Genomic DNA, 15,687 nt, shown 5'->3' on the forward strand with positions numbered 1-15,687 from the left:
GATTAGGAAATACGCCATCAGTGCAGCACTATTTCCATACAAAGGATCTTATTGCGTCGCTGACGCCACTTTCACTTCTTTTAAGATGTTTTGTAGAATGTCTTCCGCCCCTTGACGTGCGGCCTCTTGCTCTGTTGATGGATAAGCATTGGCAACAACATCAAAGTAAGTCGCGTGCAGTTTTTCACTTAACGCTTTAAAACGATTACGCTCTTCTTCCGTCAAGACAATCACTTGCATATCCGGACGTTCCTTTAAGATTTTATCCATATTTTCTTTGTTAATACGGATTTGATAATCGTACGCCGCTTGATCTGCGGCTTTAATCGCTTTGGTTACCATGGCTTGTTTTTCTACGGATAATTCTTTGTACCATTGACTGTTGGTTGAAACCGTACTGACATAAGGCTGTTGGCCTGGAAACATCAAGTAATCTTGCACTTCATGCCATTTTGCGTTGTAAATAAAGTAAATTGGGTTAACCATACTGTCGATCGTTTTTAGCTGTAATGAGCCATAAACCTCACCCCATGATAACGGGGTTGGTGTTGCACCAAATGCTTTATACGTTTCAACCGGAATGGTTGATGTGAAAGTACGAATTTTTTGATTTGCAAAATCTTCTGGGGTTCGAATCGGTTTATTCCCACCCCATACCATTTCACCTTCAGACATCATTGAAAGCAGCTTTAAATTCACACTTTCAAATTTCGGAGCCAACTCATTATAAATCGTTGGGCTTTGTGTCAATACTTTATGAGTCACCGCTTCATTCGTGCCTAATACATATGGTAAGCTCACCGCTTGTACTTCAGGGACATAAGAACCTAAATGTCCAGCACCAACCGCCACAAATTGAATGGTTCCTTTGGCTGCCAATTCGACAATATCATTTTCCGTACCTAACTGACCGTAGTAGTAAATACGCACACGAATATCACCGTCTGATTCTTTCTTTATCGTCTCTGCAAATTTTTGCGCGTAGATATCTTGAACGTCCGTTTTATCTTCTTCTGAAGCGAACTTCCAAGTCTCAGCTTGTGCGCCAAAAATCATGCCTAAACCCAGTAATGCTATGCCTAATCGTTTCATTTTATTTTCCTTATAACTCGCTGTCCTAAAGACATTTTGAATCGAATGATTACGTTCAAAATGATTAGCTATCCACTGCTTTCATTCGCAGTTTATTGTTTGATTTAACCGGTCATTAACCAGTTGAATCCAATAACTCGCACCCAACGTTAAGATCCGATCATTGAAATCATATTTGGGGTTATGTAACGCGCACCCACCCACCGATTCTGTGCCATTTCCGAGTAACACATAACAACCGGGTTTCACACGTAACATACTGGAAAAATCTTCTGAAATAGTTAACGGGTCGCACGCGGCATTCACCTTATCGACGCCTAAAACTTTTTGTGCAGCTTGAACCGAATACGCCGTTTGCTCAGGATTATTCACCGTTGGGTAAAACGTATTGATGAATTCAAAGGTGTGTTTCGCGCCCGCAGCCTGACAAATCCCCGCAACGATACGAGCCATGCTGTCTTTAATACTCGTCAACGAATCTTCAGTAAAGCAACGACAATCGCCTTTAATCACAACTTGTGATGGGATCACATTCACGGTTCCATTGGTGACAAATTCTGTCGCGGACACGACCGCAGTCTCATGAATCGCACTTAAATTACGGGAAACTATCGTCTGGAGTCCCATTATCACTTGCGCTCCCACAACAATAGGATCGATACCTTGATGGGGTAATGCTGCATGCCCTCCAACACCATTGATGGTAATTTCAAAGCTGCTTTCACTGGCCATTAACGATCCCGGACGCACCATTAATTCCCCTTCTGCTAAGCCGGGATAATTATGAATTCCATACACTTCATCAATCGAAAAACGCTCGAACAGTCCGTCATCAATCATGGCTTGCGCCCCACGGCCATGCTCTTCATCAGGCTGAAAAATAAAATACACAGTGCCATCAAACATCGAGGTTTTCGCTAGATAACATGCGGCACCCAATAACATCGCCGAATGCCCATCATGACCACAGGCATGCATTTTTCCATCATGCTGTGAGCAATGTGAAAATGTGTTCTGTTCATGAATATGTAGCGCATCCATATCCGCTCGCAACCCAATGCTAGCGGTGCTATTACCATTACGTAAAATACCAACAAGTCCACTTTTCCCAATATCTCGCACCACTGCAATACCAAAGCTTTGCAGTTTATCAGCGATAAAGTCTGCCGTTAGATTGACATCAAACCCACACTCAGGAAAACGATGCAGATGCTGACGCCATTCCGTCATATCAGCAATCAATTGCGCTGAAAATTGGTCAATAAAAATAGATGACGACATAATGCATACTCCTTGGCGATTAAGCCCACATTCAGAGAATAGAAATGAAAAATAAGATAAGGCTATAACGCCAAGTATTGCGCCATTAGTACCCCAAACCCATTGACTGGACGTGGGTAATCAACAAGTCGTAATGAGTGCCACGCTAACGCTTGGTTACTGCTCACCACCGGTTTGTTTAACGTCGCTTCAAGTGCTTCAATCACACTTGCTGAACGTAATGCAGTACAAGAGATAAAAAGTAAATCAGCATCAGGGCTGCATACGTTTATTGCCGCTTGCTGAATATCTTGTGGGGAAATGTAAGTCATGGCCGTATCGTCTTCAAAAGCAAACCCTGCAATGTTTAAAACGTCATAACCTTGTTCGATAAAAAACATCGCCATCTCTTGATTTACGGTTTCAGTGTAAGGCGTCAGAATAGAAAGTCGTTTCGCGTTTAATCGCTCAAAAGCAGCCAAAGCAGCGGTTATTGGGTTTGTTACTGCTACATTCGGGCGAGTCTGATGAATAAGTGTCGTAATACGATCACTCCCAATCGCTACCGTTCCTGATGTGCAGCCATAGATGATGACATCCAAATCCGTACCAGGAAGAATCGTATCGGCGGCAACACTGATCCCAGGAGCCATGCTACGTAAGTTTTCAATCGTTAACGGATTCACATTACGAACACGACTAGTAAATGCCTGTACATCCGATGGATATAACTGACGCAAATCGCTTTCAATGTTGAAATCAGTCGCTAGGGCAATAACACCGATACGACCAGCCGGAGCTAATTGTTCTAATTCAAATTGCGGAACAATACTTTCAACCTTCATGCTACTTGTCCTTATCATTGTGAACGTCAGTGTTGCTATAAAGTATAAGAGGAACTCGCCTCTCTTATTAAACGCTACACCACACCATCATCTTGTTACGAAAATGTTTACTCATTGATCGATATCAGGTCAAATCAATGAATGTTTTTTCTTTACATTTTGTTTACAAGATCAATAATACAGCAATAATTTTGACGAATTTCCTTTATAACCGACCTATAAATGAAGATTTTCCGCATTTATGAATGCTATAGTTATTTTTTACCTAGTGAATAAAACACACACCTAGATAATGGGTATTTTCTTACACTCCATAGATGTTAATAACGTTAATAAAAAAGACATCGCTCGAAAGGGTATTATTTATATGGCTCAACCTCCGGCAATTTCTCTCGATAATTTAGACCGCAATATTTTATCCATAATGCAAATATCAAATCGTACAACCTCAGATCAAATTTCGGAACAAGTTGGATTATCACCCGCCGCAGTACAACGCCGTTTAAAACGAATGCGAGCACAACAGATTATTCAAGCTGATGTATCAGTAATAAACCCAAAAGCCATTGGGCACACCATGACCTTTATTGTGCAAGTCACGTTAGAAAGAGAACGCGTAGATTTAATGCATAACTTTAAAAAAGAAATGAGTGCCAATCGATCCGTACAGCAATGCTATTACGTTACAGGCAATTCAGATTTCATTTTGATTGTGACGGCGGTAGATATGGAGGGATACGATAAGTTTACCCGTGAGGCTTTCTTTGATAATGCAAATATAAAAAGTTTTCAAACAAATGTGGTGATGGACCCTGTAAAGGTAGGATTAACAATTCCAATTGATGACTATCAAGAATAAAAGGTGCAAAGCCAAACCTTACACCTTTTATCTATTTATTAAGACGAATAAAACAATCGCGATTACGCCGTAAGCTGTTTATACAATTCAGGATCTGTCGCCCCTTCAGTCCCAATGACTAACACGCGGCTTGATGAGTTCAATTGCATGGTTTGTGAAAAATCAGAATGTTGGCGAGCTAAAATAGCGGCAGCAAACCCTGGAACCGCCGACTCTCCGGCTTCAATAGACCCATCCGATTGATAGCCTTTAGCAAGTAAACGCATGGCTTGAGGGATCGCGTCTTCGCTTAGGGTCATAAAATCATCGGCCCCGTTCTCTAAAATAGTCCACGCTAAACTTGAGACTTCACCGCAAGCAAGACCAGCCATTAATGTCTCTAAATCCCCCCCAACAACCACAGGTTTGCCAGCTTGTGCACTCTGCTGAAGACAGTTCGCTTGCTCTGGTTCTACAATAATAAAACGCGGACGTTGTTTACCCCATAAGTCCCAAAAATAACCACACACAGCTGATGCTAATCCACCGACACCACCTTGTATGAAAACATGAGAAGGGATCTCTCCATCCAATTGCTCTACGACTTCAGCAAGCATGACGGTGTAACCTAAGGCGACATCTTTTGGAATATCCATGTAACCTTCATACGAGGTATCAGACACAATCACTCGATCATGCATTTTCGCTTCAGAGTCAGCTAATCGCACAGATTCATCATAGTTTCCACTGATGCGAACCACTTCTGCACCAAAAGCTTCCATCGCTTGCTTACGACCTTCTGATACATCACGATGAATATAAATTACACAACCACAGCCAAACATCTGCGCTCCCCATGCCACTGAGCGTCCATGATTACCATCGGTTGCACAACTCACAACAATTTCAGCAACCTCTGATTTCCACTTACCTTCTAATAACTCTTTTGTCGTGGGCATTTTTCCATACTGTTTATGCAGCAGTATTTGTAGCTGACGAGCGACGGCGTAGGCACCGCCTAATGCTTTAAAGCTTTTTAAACCAAAGCGTTGTGATTCATCCTTGTACCACAACTTTTTAAGCTTTGCTGCACTGGCAATATCGTTCAACAAATACAATGGCGTAGCTGCGTAGTTTGGCCATTGTGTAATATCACGAATAGCGTTCTCTGAGTCGGCCACATTTAAAATAGCATGCTGTTCAGCTGAGTATTCAGCCTCTACATTTGCTTTGGGATTAGAGAAGTGACTTAACGCACCAGTCAATAACGACATATTGATCATCCTTAAAAATTCGTGTTTATCCTTGAATACCCGGCTATTTATCGGCCAGATATTCAAGACGTTTTCGATATTAAAAGTGTATCAACAGTAAGTGTAGCGGTTCTGTTTTGTTAAATAAAAAAATGAGGTTTTTATGCATAATCAGAATAATAAACGCGGAAGTTCATTACAGATTATTGTTTTACCTTAGATTGAATCTCAGTACCTGCTTCTCTTAGCAAATTAAAAGGTGACATAATAACGCCCTTCACTGCACCTTGAGTTGCTTGTTGAGATAGCTCTCCGGCTTTATCTATAATTTCATCGGCTTTTAGCATGATAGGCGGAACGTCTTTACGTAAGCTCTCTGATTCTTTTATAACCGCGGGGATCGTTGTAATTCGATACCCTTTACTTTCAACAAACGCGTTAGGGAAAACGTGCTCGCGATAATTTTTTAATTCAACCAATGTGCTCGGTACGGTTTTATTATTTACAGCATTCATTACCGTAATAACTTCTGGTAAGGATTCAGTTCGAATGGCTTTGACTTCATTAAGGATCAGAGGAATTTTATTATCGACCGATACGACCGTTTGGTTTACGTTATTGACGGTATTTTTAACCTCACTGACTAAGGTTAATACTTGAGGCGTTAATTTTTCAACGTGTTTTGCTAATAACAACCATTGGTCTATTTCCAGTTTATCCGCAGTTTTAGTGATTTCAGCCATGAATTTTGGGTAATCGTTAACAACAACGGTAATAGTATTGGTGAATGAATAAATCGTAAATCCCAAATAGAAAATCGCCACTGCTAACAGCGCCTGTATCGCCATTCCTAATTTAGCTAACATATTCATTCCTTAACGTTATTTTGAAGTAATAGACACTTCACGATACATTAAGACATTCAAAAAATACAACGTAATATCAAAACACTATACTAACGCGAGTAAAATCCCGCCCACGGTTAATGCGGCAGAAACGTATTGCCCCGCAGAATAAGAGGTATCATTTTCTTCTTCAAGGGCGCTTGGGGGATTAATACCTAAAGCGCCATGAGCAAAAGACTCGACTTGTTCGCTCATGTCTCGATCACTTTCTTGTTTATAATGATTTTCTTTCTCAATTTCTTGAAGTGCATACAACAACGCTTTGCCTTCATTCGATAGCGTCACTTGATCATGATTAATAACAAATGCCGTATTTGTAGACGAATTTTTCGCCATTGACGTTGGAACTACTGGTTGAGGGTACACCATTGAATTTTGATATGAAGAAACACCCGTTAACATTGCCATTCCTTTAATTGAACACTCATTCTCTATTCACTGTAGCGGAAGACATGTCGAAAACTTGTGCATAATTCGTCCATTTATATCCGAATTTTAGACTTCCTTCACTCTTTTCTTTGTAACAACCTTACTTTTTCAACCATGACGGCTTGATCTTCTTTTTTAATACGCCTATAGTTCATCGTGTTTTTACGATTAACTAACGAGTAGACAATGGCAACGCAATGCAACCCGACAGATAAATGTTCTTTTTCAACGTCAGAACATGGCCTGCAACAAGAAAAAGAATTTGCGTCATTAGCAAAAGCATTGTCTCACCCTGCTCGCGTTCGTATTTTAAAAATATTATCAACATTAGAAAAATCAGGAGGCTGTTTAAACAGCGATTTGGTCTCTGAATTAGGACTGGCTCAATCAACGGTTTCTGAACATTTACGTGTATTGAAACAAGCAGGCTTTATTACTGCAGAATCTATCCCACCCAAAATGTGTTATCGAATTAATCGAGATCGTATTGCTCTATTTGATCAACTCACTAACACCATTTTAATGTAGTTAATATTGATACTATCACTCACGTTACTTGTCCATCTTCTATAATAAGCATGAATGATAACGTGATTATTTTTGCAAAAATCAATCGTAATTCGACGATGTACGATTGTTATTTGACATACTATCGAATTAAAATAAAACCATAAGGAGGTTTTATGCAACCTAAGCTCAGTTTTCTCGACCGATACCTAACACTGTGGATTTTTATCGCAATGGCGATTGGTGTATTAATTGGGGTTCAATTTCCTCAAGTTGCAGAATGGAATGAATCCATGTCGGTAGGAACAACCAATATTCCTCTCGCTATTGGCCTGATTTTAATGATGTATCCGCCATTAGCTAAAGTGAACTACAACCTACTTGGTAGCGTTGTAAAAGACAAACAAGCCATCACATTATCGCTTGTTATGAACTGGATTGTGGGTCCAATATTAATGTTCATCTTAGCACTGACATTTTTAGGCGATCACCCTGGTTATATGGTTGGCATCATCCTTATTGGCCTAGCTCGCTGTATTGCTATGGTATTAGTTTGGAACGACATTGGCGGTGGTAATAAAGAGTATGGCGCGGCATTAGTGGCGATTAACTCTGCGTTTCAAATCGTTACTTACAGCTTAATGGCGTGGTTATTCATCAGTGTACTTCCACCAGTGTTTGGTTATGAGAGCATGGTCGTTGATATCTCTATGATGGACATCGCTGAAAGTGTGCTTATCTATTTGGGTATCCCTTTCCTTGCTGGTTTCTTAAGCCGTAAGATCTTAGTCTCACAAAAAGGCGAAGAATGGTACAACACGGTTTTCATTCCAAAAATTTCACCTATCACATTGATTGCTCTGCTAGGTACGATTGTTCTTATGTTTAGCTTAAAAGGTGAAATGATCCTTGAGCTACCAATGGACGTGGTTCGCATTGCTATTCCACTCACGATCTATTTTGTCTTAATGTTTTTCTCTAGCTTCTTTATCGGTAAGAAAATGGGCATTCCTTATGATAAGAACGCCTCTATCGCTTTTACCGCAACAGGTAATAACTTTGAGCTAGCGATTGCGGTTTCTATTGCGGTATTTGGGTTGAATTCAGATCAAGCGTTTGCCGGTGTAATTGGCCCTCTGATTGAGGTTCCTGTATTAATCGCGTTGGTTAATGTGGCGTTGAGAATGAAAGGAGAATCAGAAGAGAAAGCAGCCGCTTAGTTCTGCACAATCTGAATTCAAATAAAAACGGGTCGTTGATATTCTCTATCAACGACCCGTTTGTATATACCACTATCTTACTTATTCGACGTTAATATTGCGGTCTCGTTTATCGTACATATCAGGCGTCGTATGGAAATTACCTGCATAACCTGCTTTTTGAAGTTTCTCTCGCACCGCTTTTACATCAGCAGCTGTCACTGTTTCAGTTCGATCTCCAAGGTAATCTCGAATAAACGAAATCAATTCAGATAACTGTGCATCCGTTAATATATTTTGGAAGCTCACCATCGGCATAAAGTTTCTTTCTTCATTAAGATAACTTGGTTCAAGTCCTCGAATGACCACCGCAATGGTATTGTATGGATCTCGGTGCATGATGATACCGTTGTTTAACAGCGTCGGAGCGATTGGATCTCGTCCTTTACCATCCTCCCCATGACACGCACCACAAGTTGATACGAATAAAGGATACATATCAGATTGTTTGGCTTCGTCAGTGAATCCTGTCGGTTGTAGCTGTTTCGTATCAGGTGGAATCGTGTTGTTTTCATCTCCCACCAATAGGTACGTCGCCATTGCTTCTACATCTTCACGAGTCATAAAGCTGGTGCTATTTTTAACCACATCAGCCATCCCACCAAACGCTGAGCCTTTATCTGAATGCCCAGTATGCAAGAAATCAGTCAGGGTTTTTACATCCCAACGATCTTGATATAACTCACGAGCAGAGATATCAGGGGCGTTCCAACCATCAATGATATTTCCTTGAAAAATCTTATCTTCTTCAAGTGCTTGGGCAATATTTCTAGGCGTATGACACTCAGAACAATGCCCAAGTCCTGCCACTAAATATTTACCACGCGACCAAATATCCGTCCCTTCTACTGGTGCATTAGTGGTTAAATCAAGCGGTTCTCTGTCCATAAATACGACATTCCAACCTAATAATCCCAGGCGAATATTGGATGGAAACATCATGCTATTGTCATCGTTACGACGTGAGGCAGCGGGTATCGATTGTAAATAATCCCACAATATCGATACATCTTCTTCTGTCACATGTTGATACGAAGTGTAAGGCATTGCAGGGTAAAGATACCCATGCTTCCCTTTCCCATCATAGAGTGCAGCTTTAAAATCATCGTAACTGTAATCACCAATACCCTCTGTGAAATGGGGCGTAATATTGGTCGAATAAACCGTCCCGAATGGCGTAACAAAAGGCAATCCTCCCGCAAACGGTTCTCCTCCTTCTGCACTATGACAAGCCACACAATCCCCTGCGTACGCGAGATACTCGCCTTGCTTAATGTTCTTTTCAGAAATCGCTGCAATTTTTGCATTATAAGCAATGCGTTGCTGAGTAATAAACGCCGCTAACGCTAAGATCTCGTTGTCACTTAATTGGGCTTCAAACGCAGGCATGATGTTGTTCAGGCCATCATTGATTGTATGTTGGATCTCTTCAATGCTCCCGCCATGCAACCAAACATTATCCGATAAATTCGGGGCGCCTAATGCTTGGTTCCCTTTTGCATCGCCGCCATGACATACCACACAGTTTTTCATGAAGGCGGTTTCACCTTGCTTTATCTTCAAAGAGGGTGCATTGAGTGGGCGTTGTTGCAGAGAAGCAAGATAATAAGAGAGGTTTTGAATCTCTTCTTCGGGAAGAATATTTTTCCAACCAGCCATCGCACCATAACGGCCTTTTTTAATTGAATGTAAAATGTCACTATCTGAACCGCCATACAACCACACGTCATCAATCAAATTTGGAAAGTGTTTCTGACCTTGCCCATTAGCACGATGACAAGCAGCACAGTGAGTTTGAAACAACCCTTTACCTGACGAAACAATCATCGGTTCTGCAGCTAATACCGTTAAGTCGACTTGATTGATGCCTGCAATTTGCTCGTCCAAGGATTCATTGTGTTCTTGAATCGTATCGTCGCTTTGCTCCCACCCAAGTAATCCCTGCCAATTACCGAGTCCCGGATACAATACTAAAAAGACAATAGAGCACGAGAAAGCGATAAAATACCCAACAAACATAATACGGGGTGGCGGTGCGTCGTTTTCGTCAATGTCATCGAATGAATCAATGGTTTTATCTTTATCGGCAAGATGGTTCGTTCTCCAATATTTCACCACCACATAAACCATCAAGACCAAGAAAATAACAGTAAGAGTAATGACCCATATATTCCAAAATCCAGTCATAATTATTCCCCTTGATCTTGCATGGTATCAACACCCAAGCTCTGCAAATAACGGATCAACGCTTCACCTTTCGTTTTTCCAATCACTTGAAGTCGAGCTCCATCAATATCCGCATCGGTATAAGGTACACCGAGCATACGTAGCCCTCGCATCTTATCGGAAATCGCCTCTCCATCGAGCGTTTGTTCAAACAACCACGGGTAGCTTGGCATGATAGAGGTTGGAACCACATTACGAGGGTTCATCAAATGAATCACATGCCATTGATCGGAATACTTACGCCCCATGTTCGTCAAATCAGGACCGGTACGTTTTGACCCCCATAAATTTGGAAACTCATAAATATCATCGGCCTCTTTATTTGCACGACCATTACGCAGTATTTCGGCTTCTAATGGACGCACCATTTGAGTGTGACAAACATGGCACCCTTCGCTGATATAAATATCTCGACCCGCAAGTTCTAATGCGGTAAGCGGTTTAGCCAAGGATATTTTCTTTAAATCCCCAGATGAAAATAGATTAGGAACCACCCAAACTAGCAGCGAAAAGGACGCAACAATGACCGTTGAAATAATTAAAATGAAAACCGATTGAGTAAAATCTTTGCTCACTATCATGATTTCCCCTCCATCTCAGCCAGTGCTCCTGTACTCGACGTTACCGTTTTGTAAAGGTTGAACACCATCATCAATAAGCCAACAACAAAGAAGACACCACCAAGGAAACGAACAAACAACCACGGCGCTTTAAAGTCCATTGCTTCAACAAAACTGTAGGCGAGTGAGCCGTTATCAAGCTGTGTAAGCCACATGTACCCTTCACCAATCCCTGCAACCCAAAGGGCTATCGCATAAAGGGCAACCCCAATATGAGCGAACCAGAAATGCCACTTTAATAAACGGAGTGACCACAGATCTTCTTTTCCCCATAAACGCGGAATGAAGTAATAAAATACAGCAATGGCAGACATACCCACCCACCCTAAGGCAGCAGAATGTACATGACCAATGATCCATTCGGTATTATGAGCAACCATGTTAAACCAACGAATCGCCAATAATGGCCCCTCAAACGTCGCGAGACAGTAATAAAGAATGGCAGAGAAAAAGAACAACATAATGTAATCTTTTTTCAGTTTCTCTTTGTTAGAGAGTAAGGTCATCGCACTATTAAAAGCCCCTGCCCATGACGGTATCCATAAGATCAGCGACATTACGATACCAATATTTTGCACCCATACTGGTACGGATGAATAAATAAGATGATGCGTGCCAGCCCATGTATAAAAGCCCACTAATCCCCAAAAATGGATAATAGACAAACGGTAGGAATAAATAGGACGTTCAGATATTTTAGGAATGAAATAATAGTTCATGGCAATAACGCCAGCGGTTAACAAAAAGCCCACGGCATTATGTCCCCACCACCATTGAACAATGGCATCTTGTGCTCCGGCATAAATCGAATAAGATTTCCACATTGACACCGGTAACGCCAAATTATTAATAATGAAAATCATCGCGATAACGAGAATAAATGCCCCGAAAAACCAATTGGCGACAAAGATATGGCTGACTTTTCTTTTCGCAATCGTACCAAAGAATAAGACCGCATAAAGCACCCATACTAAGGCGATTAATATATCGATTGGCCACTCTAGTTCGGCGTATTCTTTAGTGGTTGTGTACCCTAACGGGAGCGTTATCAAGGCGAGGATTAAGATAAACTGCCAGCCCCAGAAGACCATCCAAGACAGGCTTTTATTAAATAATTCCACCTTGCTCGTTCGCTGAACAATATACAGCGAGGTGCCCATTAAAATATTAACGACGAAACCAAAAATAACACCCGACGTATGCAACGGACGCAATCGGCCAAACTGAAAATATTGTGAATCAAAATTGAGCGATGGCCAATAAAGCTGGGCAGCAAGCATCACACCAACACTCATACCAATGACGGCCCAAATAACGGCAGCAATAATAAAATAGCGCACAACTTTTGTATCGTAATCCCTGATATCTGTCATCGCCTTTACTCCATTTTATCTTGAGACTCAGAACCTAACATCGAGTAATAATAGGCAATGTCTTTCATGTCCTGATTGGATAAGGTATCTGCTTGCTGCTGCATTAGAATGGCTAACCCACTCGTTCTCTCGCGGGATTTATAATCTTTTAATGCAGAGACAAGATAAGAAGCGCGTTGGCCTCGTAAGTTTGGGTAGGGATCAATCAATGCAATGCCATCAGCACCATGACAAGCCATACACACTTTTGCTTTCTCTTTCCCTATTTCAAACTGATTTGATTCTTCAGCAAGAAGAAAACCGCTAAATAAAAAGGCACCACAAGATATAAGCCATTTAGTCATCGTTAATAAGCCTTATAAATTAATAATAATTACAATTTTAGGATACTTATTTTAAACGTGCCCAATTTAAGTCATATTAATTATAAGCATGAGACATCAATGTGACGTAATCACATTGATTCAATCAATTTAAACGAGAGTTAAGATAAAAAGAAAGGAAGTACATAAAACGTAATCATTAACTTGGTATCAACTCAGTTTTTCAGCGTAACGATCAACTAAATCACCAATAAGTAGCGGCTTATCAAAGTAATACCCTTGCAATAAATCACAATGATATTCTTTTAATTTTTGATGCTGCTCGATAGTCTCAACCCCTTCAGCCACAACCTTCATATGGCATGAAGATCCAATCGCGATAATCGCTTTTACTAAGGTGTCACTTTGCTTATTATTTAATAGTTTATCAACAAAAGAGCGATCTATTTTGATTTCACTAATCGGTAAATTATTGAGGTAATTTAGCGAAGAGTACCCAGTACAAAAATCATCCAGAGAAATACCAAACCCTTGCGCTCGCAATCTTTGTAAAACGGGCGATACGGTGGTGAGATCGTCAATAAATATATTCTCTGTAATTTCTAATGTCACCCTCTTAATATCAATCCCAGAATTATGCACAATCAACATAATTCGCTTTTCAAAATCCATACGAGCCAATTGCTTTGGTGAAATATTAATAGACACCCCAATCGCATTGTTGCCATTTGGCATTAACGCGACTGTGTCACGACACGCCAAATAAAAGACGTAATCCCCAATGTCATGAATAACGCCAATCCGCTCAGCAACCGGAATAAACTCAAGAGGTGACACGGAGCCTAACTCTGAATTATCCCACCGGCAAAGGGCTTCAACCGACTCAATACGCTGTGTTTCAGTATTAATTTGTGGCTGATAAACCACACTGATTTCACTTTTTTGCAATGCTCGATTCAGTTGTTTTTCAAGCAGACTGTTATATTGAACTTGCTCGTTAATGTCTGCGTTGTAAAACATCACCTCGCCTTTGTGTCGCTCTTTTGATTTATATAAAACAATGTCGGCTTTTGAGATAAGATCTTCAGAATTAGAACCATGATCGGGGAATATAGATACACCAATAGAACATTTTACTGTCACTGCCACACCGCTTAATAAAAAAGGCTGTAAAAATAACGCTTGAATGATTCGAACTTTAGACTCTGCAACGGCAATATTATCAAGCAAAGAAAAACAAAAGATAAACTCATCACCACCAAAGCGAGAAACACAATCCCCTTCTTCTAAAATATGCTCGAAACGTCGGCCAATTTGTTGTAATAATTGATCACCCGAGGTGTGCCCGTATTGATCATTAATGTATTTAAAATCGTCTAAATCAACAAACACCACCGCCGCTTTCTTATTCTCTAATTTTGATAACGCGATCAAGTTTTCAATATTTTCGGTCAATTGCATTCGATTAGGCAAATCCGTCAATTGATCGTATTTCGCCATGTAACGCATTTCATTTCGACTTAATTTCAACCGTTCAAAGTCATCAATAACCTGACCTTCTAACATCACAAAGTGTCGGTACACTCGACGACCAACGATCACAGTTAAGAGCGTTAAAATGAGACTAAAAGGCAATGTTAATCCAAGCAGTTTTAATAAATCATCATCCCCTTGCGCCACTAGAATTTTTTCTTTTTCTTTAATGAATGTTAAGACACGGTTGGTATGAAAACCGGTTCCAATGACCCAATCCCAGCCATCGATAACTCGGAAATAACTGATTTTAGGCCCGAGTAAATTCGCGCCTTCAACTAATTTATTGTTATAAAGCAGGAAACCTTTTTTATCAGTCGCATTAAATAACAGCTTACCAAGTTCATCATTTACTTTAAAAACATCGATAGAATGGTCTGTAATTACTTTTTGATTAATTAGCTTTGCATCACCTTCTAAATCAAATACAAAGACATAACCATCATCGTCCATATTGATACTAGAGAGCATTGCTAATACTTGCTGCTGAATACTTTCTTCAATATCTAGAACATATTCACCAGAGCCGATATACCAATTAAATGCGCCTAACTTACGATCAAAGCTAACCTTAGCAAACTCCTCTTCTCCCTTGTCTGGTTTGATATACCAATAATGACTAAACGCTTCACCTTTATTATTTAATTCTTCTTTTTTGTGTTGAATATAATAATTACCACGAGAATCCATACGATTAAGTATCGAGGTATTTTCTAAATCGGAAGTGATAGGATGCATCACACTCATCCCATCTAATGTCGAAATGTAAAAGTATCCACGTCCATCATCAAAGCGAATAGGTCGTAATGCATCAATGATAAGTTGTTTCACTTCTTCCATCGGTTTATCTTGGTTTTCAAGCAGCAATCCATTGGCGATGCTAATTGCGGTATCAACACGAAAGCGAAGTTTTTCTCTAGCAACTTGCTCTACCAACTTCTTTTCATGATTTATTTGTTGGTATAACTGCTCAATGTTCGATTTTATTTTTTGTTTTTGAGTACCAATCACATCTGCCCGTACCGACTCCACCAAAATATCTACTTTGATATTGTTATCTTTCACAATAAAAAAGTTCAGCACTACGGTAAATACAAGAATGATCGCAATAGGGAGATATTGCAGCACTCTTAATAATTTTCGGTCACTCAATAATCTCATGGCAGAAAAACTCAATATGGATAAAAAAACATCAAGATTCTGCCTTAAAAATTACAGAACATC

The 15,687-nt window shown here is 40.2% G+C and carries 14 protein-coding genes; 3 read left to right on the forward strand and 11 right to left on the reverse strand.

The features are described from left to right. Positions 1-48 precede the first annotated feature (48 nt). From A6E04_RS01950 to A6E04_RS01960, 3 genes are all read right to left on the reverse strand, one after another. Complete coding sequence (locus A6E04_RS01950) at positions 49-1,092, reverse strand: TRAP transporter substrate-binding protein (protein WP_065609624.1); 1,044 nt, start codon at positions 1,090-1,092, stop codon at positions 49-51. Between the two features lie 81 nt (positions 1,093-1,173). Beyond that, positions 1,174-2,373, reverse strand: a complete 1,200-nt coding sequence (locus tag A6E04_RS01955) for a M20 aminoacylase family protein (protein ID WP_065609626.1) — start codon at positions 2,371-2,373, stop codon at positions 1,174-1,176. A gap of 62 nt (positions 2,374-2,435) precedes the next feature. After that, positions 2,436-3,197 carry a maleate cis-trans isomerase family protein gene (locus A6E04_RS01960; RefSeq protein ID WP_023602948.1) on the reverse strand — a complete coding sequence of 254 codons (762 nt, stop codon included), beginning with the start codon at positions 3,195-3,197 and terminating at the stop codon, positions 2,436-2,438. A gap of 367 nt (positions 3,198-3,564) precedes the next feature. Between A6E04_RS01960 and A6E04_RS01965 the strand changes: the two genes are divergently transcribed. Beyond that, the gene (locus A6E04_RS01965; RefSeq protein WP_017021954.1) at positions 3,565-4,056 is read left to right on the forward strand and encodes an Lrp/AsnC family transcriptional regulator; all 492 of its coding nucleotides are present in this window, start codon (positions 3,565-3,567) and stop codon (positions 4,054-4,056) included. 62 nt (positions 4,057-4,118) lie between these two features. Here A6E04_RS01965 and A6E04_RS01970 read toward each other — a convergent pair whose 3' ends face one another. From A6E04_RS01970 to A6E04_RS01980, 3 genes are all read right to left on the reverse strand, one after another. Then, positions 4,119-5,309 (reverse strand): diaminopropionate ammonia-lyase, encoded by a 1,191-nt coding sequence (locus tag A6E04_RS01970; RefSeq protein ID WP_023602947.1) that lies wholly within the window; start codon positions 5,307-5,309, stop codon positions 4,119-4,121. Between the two features lie 182 nt (positions 5,310-5,491). Further along, on the reverse strand, positions 5,492-6,154 hold the full coding sequence (locus A6E04_RS01975; protein ID WP_023602946.1) for a hypothetical protein: 663 nt from the start codon (positions 6,152-6,154) through the stop codon (positions 5,492-5,494). Positions 6,155-6,238: 84 nt separating this feature from the next. Beyond that, a complete protein-coding gene (locus A6E04_RS01980) occupies positions 6,239-6,595 on the reverse strand; it encodes a hypothetical protein (protein WP_017021957.1) in 357 nt (118 codons plus the stop codon). A 213-nt stretch (positions 6,596-6,808) separates the two neighbouring features. Between A6E04_RS01980 and A6E04_RS01985 the strand changes: the two genes are divergently transcribed. Beyond that, positions 6,809-7,150: an ArsR/SmtB family transcription factor gene (locus A6E04_RS01985; RefSeq protein WP_017021958.1), complete on the forward strand. Its 342-nt coding sequence runs from the start codon at positions 6,809-6,811 to the stop codon at positions 7,148-7,150. 155 nt (positions 7,151-7,305) lie between these two features. Beyond that, positions 7,306-8,349 (forward strand): ACR3 family arsenite efflux transporter, encoded by a 1,044-nt coding sequence (gene arsB / locus A6E04_RS01990; RefSeq protein WP_065609628.1) that lies wholly within the window; start codon positions 7,306-7,308, stop codon positions 8,347-8,349. Between the two features lie 81 nt (positions 8,350-8,430). On the opposite strand, the gene ccoP is transcribed toward arsB, so the two are convergent. The 5 genes from ccoP to A6E04_RS02015 all read right to left on the reverse strand — a co-directional run bounded on the left by ccoP (position 8,431) and on the right by A6E04_RS02015 (position 15,615). After that, positions 8,431-10,575, reverse strand: coding sequence for a cytochrome-c oxidase, cbb3-type subunit III (ccoP, locus tag A6E04_RS01995; protein WP_065609630.1), 2,145 nt, complete (start codon positions 10,573-10,575; stop codon positions 8,431-8,433). 2 nt (positions 10,576-10,577) lie between these two features. Continuing rightward, positions 10,578-11,192 (reverse strand): cytochrome-c oxidase, cbb3-type subunit II, encoded by a 615-nt coding sequence (ccoO, locus tag A6E04_RS02000; protein ID WP_065609963.1) that lies wholly within the window; start codon positions 11,190-11,192, stop codon positions 10,578-10,580. Beyond that, entirely contained in the window at positions 11,192-12,607 is a 1,416-nt protein-coding gene (ccoN, locus tag A6E04_RS02005; protein WP_017021962.1) for a cytochrome-c oxidase, cbb3-type subunit I, read from the reverse strand. Before ccoN ends, ccoO begins: the two co-directional genes overlap by 1 nt. A gap of 5 nt (positions 12,608-12,612) precedes the next feature. Next, entirely contained in the window at positions 12,613-12,951 is a 339-nt protein-coding gene (locus tag A6E04_RS02010) for a c-type cytochrome (RefSeq protein WP_017021963.1), read from the reverse strand. 189 nt (positions 12,952-13,140) lie between these two features. Further along, positions 13,141-15,615 (reverse strand): bifunctional diguanylate cyclase/phosphodiesterase, encoded by a 2,475-nt coding sequence (locus A6E04_RS02015; protein WP_175365405.1) that lies wholly within the window; start codon positions 15,613-15,615, stop codon positions 13,141-13,143. Between the last annotated feature and the right edge of the window lie 72 nt (positions 15,616-15,687).

The organism is Aliivibrio logei (assembly GCF_001691055.1).
Taxonomy (GTDB): domain Bacteria; phylum Pseudomonadota; class Gammaproteobacteria; order Enterobacterales; family Vibrionaceae; genus Aliivibrio; species Aliivibrio salmonicida.